Annotated in this window: 17 protein-coding genes; 14 read left to right on the top strand and 3 right to left on the bottom strand. The window is 52.4% G+C overall.

Annotated features, from left to right (window positions below; all coding sequences use genetic code 11):
- Window positions 1-2: 2 nt before the first annotated feature.
- From ACTHO6_RS06575 to ACTHO6_RS06515, 13 genes are all read left to right on the top strand, one after another.
- Window positions 3-251 (top strand): hypothetical protein, encoded by a 249-nt coding sequence (locus ACTHO6_RS06575; RefSeq protein ID WP_440240627.1) that lies wholly within the window; start codon window positions 3-5, stop codon window positions 249-251.
- Window positions 251-688 (top strand): DUF2634 domain-containing protein, encoded by a 438-nt coding sequence (locus tag ACTHO6_RS06570; RefSeq protein WP_440240625.1) that lies wholly within the window; start codon window positions 251-253, stop codon window positions 686-688. The genes ACTHO6_RS06575 and ACTHO6_RS06570 overlap by 1 nt, the downstream gene beginning before the upstream one ends.
- The gene (locus ACTHO6_RS06565) at window positions 676-1,491 is read left to right on the top strand and encodes a baseplate J/gp47 family protein (RefSeq protein WP_440240623.1); all 816 of its coding nucleotides are present in this window, start codon (window positions 676-678) and stop codon (window positions 1,489-1,491) included. Before ACTHO6_RS06570 ends, ACTHO6_RS06565 begins: the two co-directional genes overlap by 13 nt.
- The gene (locus tag ACTHO6_RS06560; RefSeq protein ID WP_440240621.1) at window positions 1,488-2,129 is read left to right on the top strand and encodes a putative phage tail protein; all 642 of its coding nucleotides are present in this window, start codon (window positions 1,488-1,490) and stop codon (window positions 2,127-2,129) included. The genes ACTHO6_RS06565 and ACTHO6_RS06560 overlap by 4 nt, the downstream gene beginning before the upstream one ends.
- 12 nt (window positions 2,130-2,141) lie before the next feature.
- Entirely contained in the window at window positions 2,142-2,450 is a 309-nt protein-coding gene (locus ACTHO6_RS06555; protein WP_440240619.1) for a hypothetical protein, read from the top strand.
- Window positions 2,450-3,403, top strand: a complete 954-nt coding sequence (locus tag ACTHO6_RS06550; RefSeq protein WP_440240617.1) for a hypothetical protein — start codon at window positions 2,450-2,452, stop codon at window positions 3,401-3,403. Before ACTHO6_RS06555 ends, ACTHO6_RS06550 begins: the two co-directional genes overlap by 1 nt.
- 14 nt (window positions 3,404-3,417) lie before the next feature.
- Window positions 3,418-4,911: a hypothetical protein gene (locus ACTHO6_RS06545; protein WP_440240615.1), complete on the top strand. Its 1,494-nt coding sequence runs from the start codon at window positions 3,418-3,420 to the stop codon at window positions 4,909-4,911.
- Window positions 4,912-4,919: 8 nt separating this feature from the next.
- The gene (locus ACTHO6_RS06540) at window positions 4,920-6,344 is read left to right on the top strand and encodes a hypothetical protein (protein WP_440240613.1); all 1,425 of its coding nucleotides are present in this window, start codon (window positions 4,920-4,922) and stop codon (window positions 6,342-6,344) included.
- A 14-nt stretch (window positions 6,345-6,358) separates the two neighbouring features.
- On the top strand, window positions 6,359-7,036 hold the full coding sequence (locus ACTHO6_RS06535; protein WP_440240611.1) for a hypothetical protein: 678 nt from the start codon (window positions 6,359-6,361) through the stop codon (window positions 7,034-7,036).
- Between the two features lie 12 nt (window positions 7,037-7,048).
- Complete coding sequence (locus ACTHO6_RS06530; protein WP_440240609.1) at window positions 7,049-7,528, top strand: hypothetical protein; 480 nt, start codon at window positions 7,049-7,051, stop codon at window positions 7,526-7,528.
- A 103-nt stretch (window positions 7,529-7,631) separates the two neighbouring features.
- Complete coding sequence (locus ACTHO6_RS06525; RefSeq protein WP_440240607.1) at window positions 7,632-7,997, top strand: hypothetical protein; 366 nt, start codon at window positions 7,632-7,634, stop codon at window positions 7,995-7,997.
- Window positions 7,994-8,281 (top strand): phage holin family protein, encoded by a 288-nt coding sequence (locus ACTHO6_RS06520; RefSeq protein WP_440240605.1) that lies wholly within the window; start codon window positions 7,994-7,996, stop codon window positions 8,279-8,281. Before ACTHO6_RS06525 ends, ACTHO6_RS06520 begins: the two co-directional genes overlap by 4 nt.
- Window positions 8,281-9,129: an N-acetylmuramoyl-L-alanine amidase gene (locus ACTHO6_RS06515; RefSeq protein ID WP_440240603.1), complete on the top strand. Its 849-nt coding sequence runs from the start codon at window positions 8,281-8,283 to the stop codon at window positions 9,127-9,129. Before ACTHO6_RS06520 ends, ACTHO6_RS06515 begins: the two co-directional genes overlap by 1 nt.
- Before the next feature lie 6 nt (window positions 9,130-9,135).
- On the opposite strand, the gene ACTHO6_RS06510 is transcribed toward ACTHO6_RS06515, so the two are convergent.
- The 3 genes from ACTHO6_RS06510 to ACTHO6_RS06500 form a co-directional block, all read right to left on the bottom strand.
- On the bottom strand, window positions 9,136-9,891 hold the full coding sequence (locus ACTHO6_RS06510; RefSeq protein ID WP_440240601.1) for a hypothetical protein: 756 nt from the start codon (window positions 9,889-9,891) through the stop codon (window positions 9,136-9,138).
- A 267-nt stretch (window positions 9,892-10,158) separates the two neighbouring features.
- Window positions 10,159-11,724, bottom strand: coding sequence for a glycosyltransferase (locus tag ACTHO6_RS06505; protein ID WP_440240599.1), 1,566 nt, complete (start codon window positions 11,722-11,724; stop codon window positions 10,159-10,161).
- Window positions 11,721-12,836: a glycosyltransferase gene (locus ACTHO6_RS06500; RefSeq protein ID WP_440240597.1), complete on the bottom strand. Its 1,116-nt coding sequence runs from the start codon at window positions 12,834-12,836 to the stop codon at window positions 11,721-11,723. Before ACTHO6_RS06500 ends, ACTHO6_RS06505 begins: the two co-directional genes overlap by 4 nt.
- A gap of 146 nt (window positions 12,837-12,982) precedes the next feature.
- Between ACTHO6_RS06500 and ACTHO6_RS06495 the strand changes: the two genes are divergently transcribed.
- Complete coding sequence (locus ACTHO6_RS06495; RefSeq protein WP_440240595.1) at window positions 12,983-14,071, top strand: glycosyltransferase; 1,089 nt, start codon at window positions 12,983-12,985, stop codon at window positions 14,069-14,071.
- Window positions 14,072-14,105 lie beyond the last annotated feature (34 nt).

Below are 14,105 nucleotides of genomic sequence, written 5' to 3'. Positions count from 1 at the left end.
CGATGCAGTCCGTCATTGCAAAGCTGAAAGGCTACACCCGCGACGGCCTGAATAACACGCAGGGCGAGCTGGGACGGCTTTTGTCGCTGTCCCCGGTGTCCGTCAAACTCGACGAAGACCCGACCCCATTGGAGCCAGACGAGATTGTCGTCCTGCGCTCCGCCCAATTGCGCCAGGAGGATGTAGGCAAACAGGTCGCCGTGCTTTTCTGCACAAACGATCAATACCTTCTGCTCGGGGTGGTGGAGTGATGTTTCCACAGTTGCCCGGCACGGAAGAGAACATGCTCCCGACCGCGGCGGACGTGTCGATTCCTTGGACGTATCGCTTCGATTGGGAGACCAAACAGTTGAAGCAAGGCCCGGATGGCAGGTATGTGCGCACGAAGACGTACGAGGAGTACCTGGAGGAAACGGTGCAAAAAATTCTCCACACCCGCCGCTTCCGCTATGCGATTTACTCGGAACGGTACGGCGTCGATTTTTTGGCCGACAAAGGCAGGATGCGCTCAGACATGTCGCTGTCTGTCATTAAAGCGCAAGTCGAGGAAGCCCTGGAAGCCCACAGCGAAGTGGAGCGGGCACAGGTGCAGGACATTCGCTTTGAGGGAGACAGAGTCGTTTTGCATCTGGAGATGGAAGGAGTTCGAGGCACAACCCGAATGGAGGTGGACGCATGGAAACGGTAAAAAAGCCGGAGATGCCCATTCTCCGCGAGACGCCGGATCAAATCTACCAGCGGATGGCGAACCGGATGGCGATGCTCGCCCAGAAGCGAGGGGAGACGCCGCCGGCTACGGGCGAGGGGGAAATCCATTACGATCTGGCTTACCCGATCGCAGAAGAGCTGAGCGAGCAGCAGCAGCTTCTGGAATACGGCTTTTTGCAAGGCTTTCTTCCCTGGGCAGACGGCGAGTTTTTGGATGCGGCAGGTGTATTCTTCGGCCTGACTCGCAACGAGGAAGAAACAGACGACGCCTATCGCCAGCGACTCATCGACCGGGCGCGCAGCGAAGAAGGAGACGGACGCCGCCAGGACTACGAGCGATGGACGCGCAACATGGACGGCGTAGGCGGAGCTGTCGCGATCGAAAAGGCGCGGCACGATCTTTCCATCGACGTGTACATCACGGACGTGGACGGACAGCCGGCTACGCCGGAATTGGCTGCGCAGGTTCGAAGCAAGCTGGAAGACAAGCGGCGTGCGCTGCACGATTTGCAGGTGCTTCCGGCCAATGTCTATCCGGTAGCAATCGCCGTGAAGGTCAGTTTGCGGCCAGACGTCGAGCTGGCAAAAGTCGAGGAGCAAATCGCCTCGCACGTAAAGACATACCTGAAAGGGCGTTCCCAGATCGTGTATCAGCAGATCGGATCGCTCTTTTTCGTGGACGGCGTAGAGGACTTCACCGACTACACGCTGAACGGCGAGGAAGCCAACCTGACCGTGCCTGCTGATTCTGTCGCCACTCTGCAACTGGTGGTGACGACATGATCCCTGAACGGTACAGACAGATGATGCCGCCTTACTGGTATGAGAATGAGGTTGCGGAGTATCATTTCGAAGGAACGGCTTCAGCGGTGGACGCTTTTCACGCACAGAGGGAGGACCTGCAGCAGCAGCTCACTCCGTGGTCGGCCACGTGGGGATTGGATATTTGGGACTGGATTTATTTCGGGAAAAAGCAGCTCTTGAGCGTGGAGGAGCGGCGCAAGAATATCCTACGAAAACATTGGGCTCGACTGCCATTTACCTTACCGGTTCTAAGAGCAATGGGTCAGGCGGTCGGGAAGCTGGAGAAAGTTACGGAGGATTTCGCGAACAAGGAAGTAGTGTTCGAGTTTTCTGATTCACAACCCGTCAACCTCCTTGATTTATCCAAGGATTTTGAAAGGATTAGACCTATCCATGTCAATTGCAGCAAGGCAGTGGTTAACAGTAGAGGCGAAGACATTCTGGTTTCGGTTGCAGCACGCTTTTTCGAGGTTGACTACATTCTCTGCGGTACCTTTTCCGCCGAGGATGACCTGGAAGGGCGCATTTATAAAGAGAGCGTAATGGTGGGAGAAGCAGCCCGGACGAATACTGTGGACCACCCTCTGACCAATACGTTCTACTCTGTTCCTGAATAGGGGGTGAGAGCATTGGCAATTGTTCAAAATCGGCTGTTGGAACTTTTGCGAGACGATCTTAACAATCATGTTGCGAATGCGCTGATCAATGTCGATGGTCAACTGAAGACCTATCCAATCTTTAAGACAAGCATCAGCGGCATGAAGGTCACCAAATATATCTATCTGGACGACGTGCAATCCCAAGGTCAGATTCAGGCTGCATCATTGGTTGACAGTGGTGGTAATGCTTTGGCGGTAAAGCCTTTAAGCATCACAAAAGGCGACAGCGGACTGCTGATCGCCTTTGAATTTGAGGTCAAAGTGGAGGTGAGCGGATAGTGAGCTATCAAAAAAATACGTGGGTCGATCATATCGTGGATCCTGGCACTGGAGAAATCGTTCAACAAGGGACCAAATTTACGGCCACCCGGGCAAATAACATGGAATCTGGAATTGAAAGGGCTCATCAGCTTGTTGAAGGATTGGCTCAAAATATTCTGGGCAGCTCCGTGATCTCGGGGCTTGCATTCACGACCAATGGGTTGACGGCCAACTATACGGCTGGTGCAGCTTATGTCAATGGAGTCAAAATTGATGTTGCTGCAGGCAGCATCCAGTTAAATGGAACCCAAGGACAATACATCTACCTTGACACGGACGGTTTGGTGAAAAACACCACTTCTCAAGCAACTGCTGACGCCAAGTGCAAACTTTGGTACTTCGCCACTGATGCTACTTCAGTCATTACTTCGACCGACAGCCGAACCATCGTATCGAAGGACGCTTTTGTCAAGCAAACAGATGTAGCCGCCAACGGAGCTAATAAGATTCCTCGGCTTGATGGACAAGGCAAGGGAGCATTTAGCATCACCGGCGACGCGTCGACTGTTGCAGGAAAAACGGTAGGAAACGCAGCCGACAACGTCCCATTATCCAATGGAACACTGAACACCAACCTGAATGCAGACATGGTAGACGGCTATCATGTAGGAACAGGCGCAAACCAGATTCCCACCCGCGATGCCAACGGCAAGTTGGTAGCGGATCAACTCGCCCGGCTGAAGATCACAAAGAGTGGGAAGGACGCAAGCGGAAAATTCACACAGGTCGATTACAAACGCGAGTCTGATAATACCCTGTTCATGCGCTCTGTCCTGTCCAACCCTGACGCAAATGGTAACTATCAAACGGACACCTGGACGTATTACAAGGCGGATGGGACGACTGTCGCTGAAACGAAAATATGGACGATCACATATGACGCTGATGGAGATATCACCAGCGTTGCATAGAAAGGGGTGAGATTATGGATGTAATGCAGGTATTAGGAGCGCATGGAATTGGGACAGGGGCACCTGCTGGGGCTGAAACAGCAAATGAGATTGCGAGAAGCTATTCCGTCGCATCTTCCTCGTCAGCACTTGCGGCCGGCAGCCTGGTGGAGCTTGCAAACACGAATCAGGTAAGAGACGCGGTTATTACTGGGGATGGAGTTATTACAGGTGCCACTAATCTGGTAGGTACTATCGCGGCATCAAGCGCGCGCGAAAGTCAACAGATAAAGGTTAAGGAGATCAGCCCCGGACTGTTTTTAATGGCCTGGTATGACAGTGGTGGTTCTAACTGTACCAAGGTAGCTGTTGTGCAGGAGTTGAACGGTGCTTTTACTGTAGGCACGCCGATTGCCATCACTGATGCAACTGGGAATTCTCGTTTCGCTCTGGCTGTTGTATCCCCAACTCAGGCCGTTATTCTGTACGGGGTTGGTTCTCCTAATGTAAAGGCTCAGGAGTTAGTAATCAACGGGTTTAATATCACGTTAGGCAAGTCATCTACCTCTACATCCGGCGTAGATCAGAATAGCGTCCTTGATATGGTGTATATGGGCAACAATTTCTTTGTCTGGACAGCCATGGGAGGCACCTATTCCTATGGGAAAATCGCAACCATGACCATGACCGACACAGGCTTTACCTTTGGTCTACAAGCAGCTTTTCAAGGCGATTTGTCTTACTTTCAGCAGTTGTACCGAGTTGGCGCGAACGAACTGGCCCTGATTTACGACTACTTTGTAAATGCAGTCGGCTACTACCAAGTTATTAGAATATACGAAGTAGACACCCTCGCACAAACACTGGCACAAAAAACAGCTCTTACCATGAACTCAGCAGCTGGCGCGGCGAGAGGTATGGACCTTGTTCAGATCGACAGCTACACACTTTTAGTCGGGTACTGCAACCCTCAACCAACACTTCGAATTATTACCCTAACCCGAGATAGTAATGGCAAAGTAAATGGTATCAGCCAAGGAAATCCCGTTGTTTTGGATACTGGGTCAGATGATATAAGGATCATCCCTTATTCCAATTCCCGGTTCGATATTCTTTATGCTACAGGCACAGCGATCAAGAGCCGTGGCACTAGCATCGGCCCAGGTGGGGCTGTCACCACCGATCCGGTTATTACTCTATCTTCGTCAGCGACCAGTACCGTTGAAGGACTTCGAACGAACTCGGGTACTGTTGTCATTTTCGGGGATAGCACAGATTCGTTAAAAATTAAAGGTCTGGTGAAGCGAATTACCAACGTAATCGGCGTGGCCATGAACGCTGCTACACCTGGACAAATGGTTAAAGTCCTTCTAAAGGGAATTGCAAAAGGCTTTTCGAGTCTTACACCAAACGCCACCTACTACGTCGATTCATCTGGGAATCTGACAAAAACGGGGACAGCTACCAAGCTTGGGGTAGCGATCAGCGCGACCGAATTACTAATTAAGAAAGCCTTCTGGGAAAGGTAGGTGAAACCATGGCGAAGGATCAAATTACCAGAACATATCCAATTTATCAGGGAAATAAGGCGACGCCGGGAAAATTCGTTCAGCTGCTGGATAACGGTCAGGTATCAGACTTGCCCCTGAGAAAAGTGGGATTGATGTACAATACACAACGGGAAATCGTGACTGGTGGACAGAATGGAGCACAAACATATTACCCAAAGACGATCTCACTGGCCGCAAATAAATTCTTGTACTTCTATACAATCATCAGCGGCGGCACGTACACGACCTACGCGGTCGTGGTTACGATCGATGCAAACGAGAATTTCTCATCGGGGACACCAGTCGTTATTCAAACCGCATCTGATGCAAGCGCGGCAATACAGGACGTCGTTGACCTTGGTGGTGGCAAAGCATTTCTGGCTACTAAAACCGCATTTATTGTACAGGCGGATGCAAATGACGTGATCACAGTAGGAACGGGAGTTGCGATCGATACAAACCCAACGAACTTGTGTCTGGAAAAAATCGACGCTAACCGAGTGGTGGCGGCATACAGGCAAGAGAACGCCAGCGGGTACGGTGCGGTTCGGGTATTTTCTATAACGGGCAACACGATTAGCCCCGGAACAACCAACGTCCACTTCACAACAGGAGCAATCTCCACTTCGGATGTTGTTCTCCTAGGAACGGACAAGGCTTTGCTTGTCTTTTGGTACAGCAGCAATTATTACTGCCGCGTCCTTACGTTTTCTGGTACTAGCGTAGCTGTAAATACATCAGGCGGTCTAACAAAAAGCGCGTCAGGTCAGGGGACTCCCATTCTCAACAAAATCTCAACGGATCGGGTACTACTTACGACGACAACCAGCGCGACCGGCACCTGCGCAAATATGATCTTCGCGATCAGCGGAACGACCGTAACCCTTGCCGTGACAAACGCCAGCGATTATGCCTTGACCTTTAGCGGTAACTTTATGTACCCGGACGCAAAAACTTTGCAAGAGTTGGATCGGGTGCTTATTGCATGGATCAGTGCAAGCGGATCAGGGAACCTGTACTGCTGCTCACTTTCAATTTCTTCTGACGGAAATACAGTTGCCCTAGCTGACCCACAGACAAATTTGGGTGTAAATGACGGATACAATTGGACGCATATTCTCTTGTTGGATCCGGGAACATCCGACCTTCAGCGGGCACTCGTTATTCCTGCAGGAGGCTTTTCTACGATGGTCAAGCACTCGCGGAGAACTGGAAAGTTGATTGGTTACTTGCAAGATGCAGCTGGAACAGTTGTCCTGAAAGGTAACGTGAAGGGATTGACAGGGCTTGGAATTGGACGACCGTATTATGCAGATTCCATTACCGGCCTCCCTAACCTAAACAATGGGACGATGGTGGGTGTAGCATTAACTGACTCGGAATTACTTATTACTGACTATGTGATCGACTAGAAAGGGGAATCTAAATGTTTATTATCGTGCAAAAAGCAACTAATAACGTCCTGTGGGTAAGCAGTAAGGCGGAATTAAAAGAACACGGTTTAGAAATCGATGGCATAATCATCGGAGACTACGAAAACGTGGATGCAATCGACTACGCTGGAGAAATCCCTGCCGATTTTGAAAGTGGAAAATATCGGTACGTCGACGGGGCGCTCGTAACGAACCCAGACTTTTCAATTTACCTGCCGGCAGAAGAACAACTCAAATTGCTTCAATTGGAAACAAGGGTGGATGTGGCACAGGCGAAAAAGGAACAGGACATCCGTGATAAAATCGCTGCCGGTGAAATCACCGCAGCCACTTATCCCTCTCTCTCCCCCGAAGAGCAAGAGCTGGTAACGCTCGTCCTTTTCAAAGACTACTCCCCCGCAAAAGAGGAAGTCCCTAAAGCACTGTCAGCCGTCGAATTCGGTCTGGTAGTGCTTTTTAAATTGCTGGGCAAGGCAATCGATCGTACAAAGCTTTCTGCCGAAGAACAGCAATATCTGGACGCGATGCTCTCGACGATCAACCTAAACGACATGCCAATCAACGACACGACCGATTGGCGATACCAGTATTTCCATCAGCAGTTTGAAAAGACCCAGCAAAACCGGCAAGAATACTACAATGCGAAAATGGCTGTAACCGGTACTTGGTAGGAGGCGGGGCGTGTGGAACTCAGACGCTTCGATCTCCTTTTTTACAAGGGGGATTCATGGATAGGAAAGATCATCATGGGGGTCACGGACTCCCCTTATTCTCATGTTGCGATCGTCTTGGACGATCTCCACCTCGTGGAAACCGATTGGCGATATCCTTTTCAGATTCGTCATTTGGAATACCGGCCCGATGAATACGATGTATTCCGTCTCAAAGAGACATTATCTAATTTGCAAAAACATCGGATGCAGCAATTTATCAACGAGCATTTGCGGACGCCCTATGACCTCAAACAATCGTTGAGCAACGGCTTGTTTATTCTTTCGCAAGGCAGAATCCATGTCATGGATGCCGCAAACAAGATGAATTGCTGCGAGTCAGCTTACAAGATGTATCAGACCGCGTGGATTGAGCTTCTTCCAGAGAGGCCGAAAGATTATCTGACGCCTGGTCTACTGGCTTCTTCAGAGAAACTAATCCAGGTTGCTTAGGTGGCTGCTGTGCCCTTCTCTTGCCACCATACCGATGAGTTTGCCTCGTGCCTAGCGAGGCTATTTATGTTTCGCCCCAAGGGGGTGAGGAGGTTATGTGCTAGTGGCGGACGAGATCAAAGATCTACAAAAAGGAATCACTGACATCCTGGTTGCGATCGGGAAAATCGAAACGGAAATCAAGCAGCTCGGCAGCATGGCAAACAAGCTTGATTCGACCGAAAAGCTGGCCATCGAGGCTATGCAGAGTACGAAAGTAGCTCACAAGCGACTCGACGAGCTGAGCATGGAGATCACCGATCTGACCAAGAAGGCCGAGGACATCAAGAAAGAAATCGAAAAACGAATCGAGGACGACAAGCAACAAGGCAAGGACGATAAACGCTGGATCGTCGGGACCGTGCTTGGTGCTGGGGCCCTCATTTGGAAACTCATTGAATCGCTTGCGAAAGGTGGAGGGGTATCATGAACGAAACGGATCTCTTGGCATTGGCCAATCAATTCCTGCTGGATAAGGCACTCATCGTAGTTGTTGCACTCCTGGTGGTGGGCTACTTTCTCAAGCGGACGCCGCATGTGCCAGACTGGAGCATTCCGTGGCTGCTCACGCTGGCAGGCATTGTGCTGGCGTGTGGCATCTTGCAGGCGTACACCATGGAGAATAGCGTGCAGGGCATTCTGGCTGCGGGCGTGGCGAGCCTGACCCATCAGCTATGGAAGCAGACGACTAAGAAAAGGGGGAGTGAGCAGTAGTGCAGATCACCGAGCTATTTATCACCAACAAATCCGCCCGGCCGGGCATCCGGATTGTCCCGAAAGCGCTGGTCATCCACTGGACCGCCAACGAGAAAAAAGGCGCCGACGCAATCGCCAACCGGAACTACTTCAACAAGCCGACGACGGAGGCCAGCTCCCACTATATCGTGGACGACCGGCAGATTGTCCGGTGTTTGCCGGAAAACGAAATGGGCTATCATGTCGGGGCGAAATCGTACAAGCCGGAAGCTGTCGCCATGCTGAGCAAGTACCCGAATGACTGCACGATTGGCATCGAGATGTGCGTCAATGCGGACGGCAGCTTCGCCAAAACGTATCAGCAAACGGTACAATTGGCAGCGGATATCTTACAACGATACGGGTGGGGTGTGGATAAGCTCTGGCGTCATTATGACATCACCGGGAAAAACTGCCCCGCTTTTTTCGTTGATGACCGCACGGCCCAAGCTTTTTTGGGCCAAACGGCACAAGCGGCATGGAATCGTTTTAAACAGGATGTCCACAGGTTGCTAACAGGTTTTCCACAAAAACCACAGGTGGCTGTTGATAACTGCGCCATCAAAGTCGAGCTGACGCTAGCGACGACAGGCAAGCTGGTCGCTGGCGTTTCCTATGTCCCGGTGCGAGCGCTCGCCGAGGCGGCCGGGGGAAAGGTCGAGTGGGAGCCGCACACCAAAACCGTAACGGTAAACGGGCAAAAGCTGGCCTGCCTGTTCGACAACGGCACGGCTTTTGCGCCTGCAAGAGAGCTGGCTGCCTTGCTGGGACTGAAAGTAGAGTGGGATGGAGCGCGAAAAGCGGTGGGGTTTCGGCGGGAGATCTGAACGGATTTACCTGGCTCTTTCTTTCGAAAAATCAGGAGGGACGTAGCTGATGATAGTATCGTCAAGCTCGTATCCATCTGGCGTGACGAGCTGAATCAGCAAGTTTTCTTCCGGATTGGCGGGGCGAAGCTGCCCCGTTTTCACCGTTATGACTTGCACGCCGCGTTTTTTCGGGAGGCCCGTCACCACGATCTGGTTTCCTTTTGTATAGACTTCTGTAATCTTGGTCTGAAAAGCTACGATGTACAGATCGAGCGACTGCTTGTCCTGGCGCATCGGGATGGAGAGGCCGAGCTGCTGCCCAAAATCGTACCAGCTGGACAGCCCAATATCGTACTGGGCAAACAGGCGATGCAGCGCGTAGTGAGCGCGGGTAGGCAAATCGCTCCATCTTCCGAGCTTGCTGTGCCAGTGATCCTCGTAGGCAGGACGGCTGTATTTGGGCTTGTCCACAAGCAGTTGATGGCGGATGCGAGTTCCGGTGCGAAGGATGTCGGCAACAGGCAACACACTGGAGGGAAGGGCGGGCCGATAGCGAAAAGGCGCGTCGGGCAACGTGCGGGGAGTGGCTGATTCCAGGCTCTCCAGTTGGCCCTCCCGTTGGTGTAGCCGCTTTTCCGGCGTTTCGACTTTCTTTTCCGGTTGTTTGATCGGGTCGTGGTCGTCGCCAACGTTTGCGTCTGCGGCGGGCAAGCCGAAAGCGGAGACATATCCAACAAGCAGGATCCCCGCGAGAAAAGCGATTCGTTTTTGGCCCCTCATTTGTGCCTCGCCTCCTTTCTCCTCGTATTTTTTCCATTTTCGAAAGAAGTACACCACTTTGGCTGCTTAGGCGCACACATGGTTGAGGCTGTGACACGAGCGCGTGGAGCAGCGCCAAAAAGCAAAAGGCCAAAAGCCAAAAGCCGCAGAAGGAGTCTGCGGCTGGCTTTCCTTGTATGTCTGCTTCGCAAGCAAAGGCCCGTTTGCACCTGGGGCGAAAACGCAACCGTGTTTTGCTCCGAGCAAGACGATCCGGTTTTTTCGGGATTACTCCTTCCACGGCACCAGGTTTGGCTCTGCATCCAGAATCGACTCGTACTGTTCCTTCCAGCCATACAAGGCGCCCGGGTCCAACAGCTTGTAGCGGGTGTACTTTTCCAGGCGAATTTTTTCCGAGGACCAGCCCAGATGCTTGACGCGATAATGGCTGAGAAACGACGGCAGCTCGAAAATATTGCTGGGAAAGCGTCCACAATGCAGTGGCTGTTCTTTCCATAGATAGCGGTGATTCGGGCGGTAGCGGATGATGAACGGCCGGTATACATGGTGGGCCCGCCAGTAAGGGTCCTCGCGGTAGTGGGAATCTGACCACATATCGTACAAGCGGAAGCAGCAAACATCGCCGTGTTTCCTGGCGAGCAGCGTATGGACACCAGCCGCGAATCCGTCCTCGAAGACTTCGTCGGCATCCATATTGACGATCCATTCGGGATGGCGGGAGACGGTTTCCATCCACTGCTGTTTGCGCAAGGCGACTTCATTGGTAAACTGCGGCGTCGGGTTGGAGACGAGATGAAGCGGGATCCCTTTTAACAGCTCATGGCAAATCTCGACGCTGTCGTCTGTGCTTCCATCGTCGATGATAACAGCTTCGTCAATGTATTCCCGGTGCTTCGTGAGAACCTGGGCGAGATATTTGTCTGCCTCGTTGTGAATCACCATGGACAAGGTAATTTTGGGACGGGGCAGGGGGCTGGTGATCGCATGGGACATTTTGACGCGGACAGGCGCAGAGCCATAGATTTGCTTCATCCAGACTGTCGCTTCCGGAAAGTCGCTTTCCCGGTACAGATGGAACGCGGGATAGTGGGTATCCACGAACAAAGAGAAGCCGAGCGCGACCGCCCGGATGCAAAAATGGCGGTCTTCTCCCCAAAACGTGACATTGTGGATGCGGGAAAAGCTCAGGCCGGCCAAAAGCGCCTTCCGACGAATCAAGGTGCAGGCACCGAGGCCGCCTACCTCATACAAGCCGGGAACGCGCAACTGTTCGTAGAAGGCGAATTGTCGCAAATATTGTTCTTCGGTGGTGAGTGTCTCCTGATGGTGGTCCCTTTCAAATTGCGTGTACTGATCCGTAAGCCAAACTTGCGGCATGGGGAGACTGTCTGGCGTCCAACTCGTCCAGAAGATTTCAGAGACGATATCCTTGTCCGCCGCGATCAATGCTTCCAGCGTGGCAGGCTGAAGCAGCAAATCCGAGTCGAGCAAAAACAGCCCGTCGTAGTCGCCCTCCTTCGCGCGGGCGATCAGTTGATTTTTGAAACCGGCCACCCGCCAGACCAGCTCATCTGTCCAGACATGGGTCGATTCGTTGCAGGTGTAAGCAGACGGCGCTTCTTGACTGCGAATGATCTCTACTTGCCCAGGATGCTTTTCGGCAAAGCGGTGGAGCAGCTTGCTCGATGCCGGGTCGGTATTGTCGTCGATAAACAGGTAGTGAATCGCAAGGCTCGACGTCGAAAGCTTCTCCAGCGAAAACAAAAACATACGCAGCACATCGGGCTTTTGGCAAACCGGACTGCCAATGAGAATGCGCTGTTTCATTGTCATTTCATCGCCCCCTTGGTCGCTGGCGCGTTGGCGTATGCATATGTACGAATCAAACGGGCAGAAGTCTGATCGTATACGTGCGCCTCCTGTTTTTTACCGAGGCGCTGCATGCAGCGTCCGAGATAGTGCAGGGCATGAAAGCTGCCCATGCCAAACTGACTGAGATGCTCCCATTGATTTTCCCCGATCTCCAGGCAACGCTCGAACGACTTGATCGCTTCGGCGTACAGCCCGTGCTCCATCAGAAAAACGCCCTTGTAAAAATGCAGGTCGACATAGTCCGGGTAGAGCCGGATGGCGCATTCGATGCCAGGCCACGTTCCCCGCATGCTGCCGTGCCTGAACAAGATTTCGTATTTCAATTTGTATAAAAGCGAGGGCGGGAGCTGCTGTTTTTTCAGAAAGCCTTCCAAAGCTTGGTTGACGAGCGTAAAGGCGTGTTCCCATTTTTGGGCGCGGGAAAACTCGCTGGCCAGGTGGTAGTCGCACCACGGGTCGCGATCCGGATTTTCCCTTTCCCGCAGCAATAGCTTGAGGTTGCGTTGCGCCTTGTTTTTTTTCGTGACAACTTCCTCTATATAGCCAAAATGGTAGATGCGCACGGGCAGCAGCGGGATCGGACGATGGTTCGGAAGAGAAGCAGGCCACTGGAGCACTTCGTGAATGTCCCTGACAAACTGGAAGCCTTTTTTGTTGCGAAACAGACGGATTTGCGCGTAGCGGCTGGCCAGGTGCAGGGAGGCGGCTTCGATTTGTTGGCCCTGATAATGAATGAGCTTGAGAAACAGCGCATCGGCCTTGCTTGAGAGCGCCGCCTGACGCAGCGCTTCCTGATCTTCTGTCTCCAGCCGTTCATCTGCGTCCAGCCACAAAATCCACTGGCCCCGGGCAGCTTTCAAGCCGATGTTGCGCGCTTTGGAAAAGCTGTCTTCCCACGGTACCTCGATGACTGTTGCCCCGTATTTGCGACAAAGCTCCTGAGTGCCGTCCGTTGATCCTGTGTCCACGATAATGATTTCATCTACGACTGAATGAACGCTTGTCAGACAAGCTTCGATCTGATCGGCCTCGTCCTTGACAATCATGCAAAGCGAGAGGAGCGGGGGTGTCATGGACGCTATCACCTTCCTTGCGTTGTGGTCAGAGCATCTTGATACACCATATTCTCGCGATCTTGCGGTTATGTGAGGGGATATACATATTGTGCTTTAGCTGGAAATAAGATGGTAAAAGATTCGGCCAAAGGAGGGCGATCTGCGTGTTTACGATCAGCTTGTGCATGATCGTTCGCAATGAAGAACAGACGCTGAGGCGCTGCTTGTCGACTGTGTATGATCTGGTGGATGAGATGATTGTTGTCGATACGGGCTCGGACGATCAGACGAAAGAAATCGCCCGGTCATTCGGTGCCAAGCTGTATGATTTTCCCTGGATCGACGACTTTGCGGCAGCGCGCAACTTTGCCTTCAGCAAAGCGAGCAAGGACTACATTTTTTGGCTCGATGCCGACGATGTGCTCGAAGAGGTGGATCGCTCTCGTTTTCTGGCATTGCGCCGCATGGAGCCGTTCGAATACGATTACGTCTCCATGCCCTACCACCTGGCATTTGACGAGAGAGGCAGGCCCGTCAAATATTTGCGGAGAAACCGCCTGGTCAAAAGACAGCGCCAGTTTGTCTGGCACGGTGTCGTCCACGAATATCTGGAGGTTGCGGGAAGAGCTTTTCACAGCGACATTGCTGTTACGCATCGCAAGGAGAAGCCGTACACCGACCGCAACCTGCAAATTTATGTGAAGCGCAAGGAGCGCCAAGAGCGGTTTTCCCCGAGAGACCAGTATTATTTTGCCAACGAGCTATTCGACCACGGCCGATGGGCGGAGGCAGCCGAGCAGTACCAGCTCTTTTTGGATGGCGGGCTGGGGTGGGTGGAGGACCAGATCATGGCGTGTTACAAACAGGCAGACTGTTATGCCCAACTGAAACATCCTGAAAAGCAAATTCAATCGTTGGTGAGAACGCTGGCCTTTGACGCGCCGCGGGCGGAGTTTTGCTGTAAGGTGGGAGCCTTTTTCCTGGAGAAAAAAGATTTTCCGAAAGCCATCTATTGGTTCCGGCAGGCGACGTTGCTGGAGCGGCCGCCAAACATGATGGGAATGACGGATGAATCGGCCTGGTCGTGGCTGCCGCATCTGCAACTATGCTACTGCTACGATCAGATAGGCGAGTACGGGCGGGCCAAAATCCACCATGAGATGTCAAAGCTGCATCATCCGACGCATCCGAGCGTGTTGCACAACGAAAGGTACTTTGCCAGCCGGGAAGCGGCGCAGTCTTCGGGAGCATGAGGGGTGCACCTCTACATGTCTGGAAACGGAGGTT

The organism is Brevibacillus sp. SAFN-007a, assembly GCF_051967035.1.
GTDB lineage: Bacteria > Bacillota > Bacilli > Brevibacillales > Brevibacillaceae > Brevibacillus.
The sequence above is the reverse complement of the archived record's forward strand: the minus strand, read 5'-3'. Positions and strand labels throughout refer to the sequence as shown.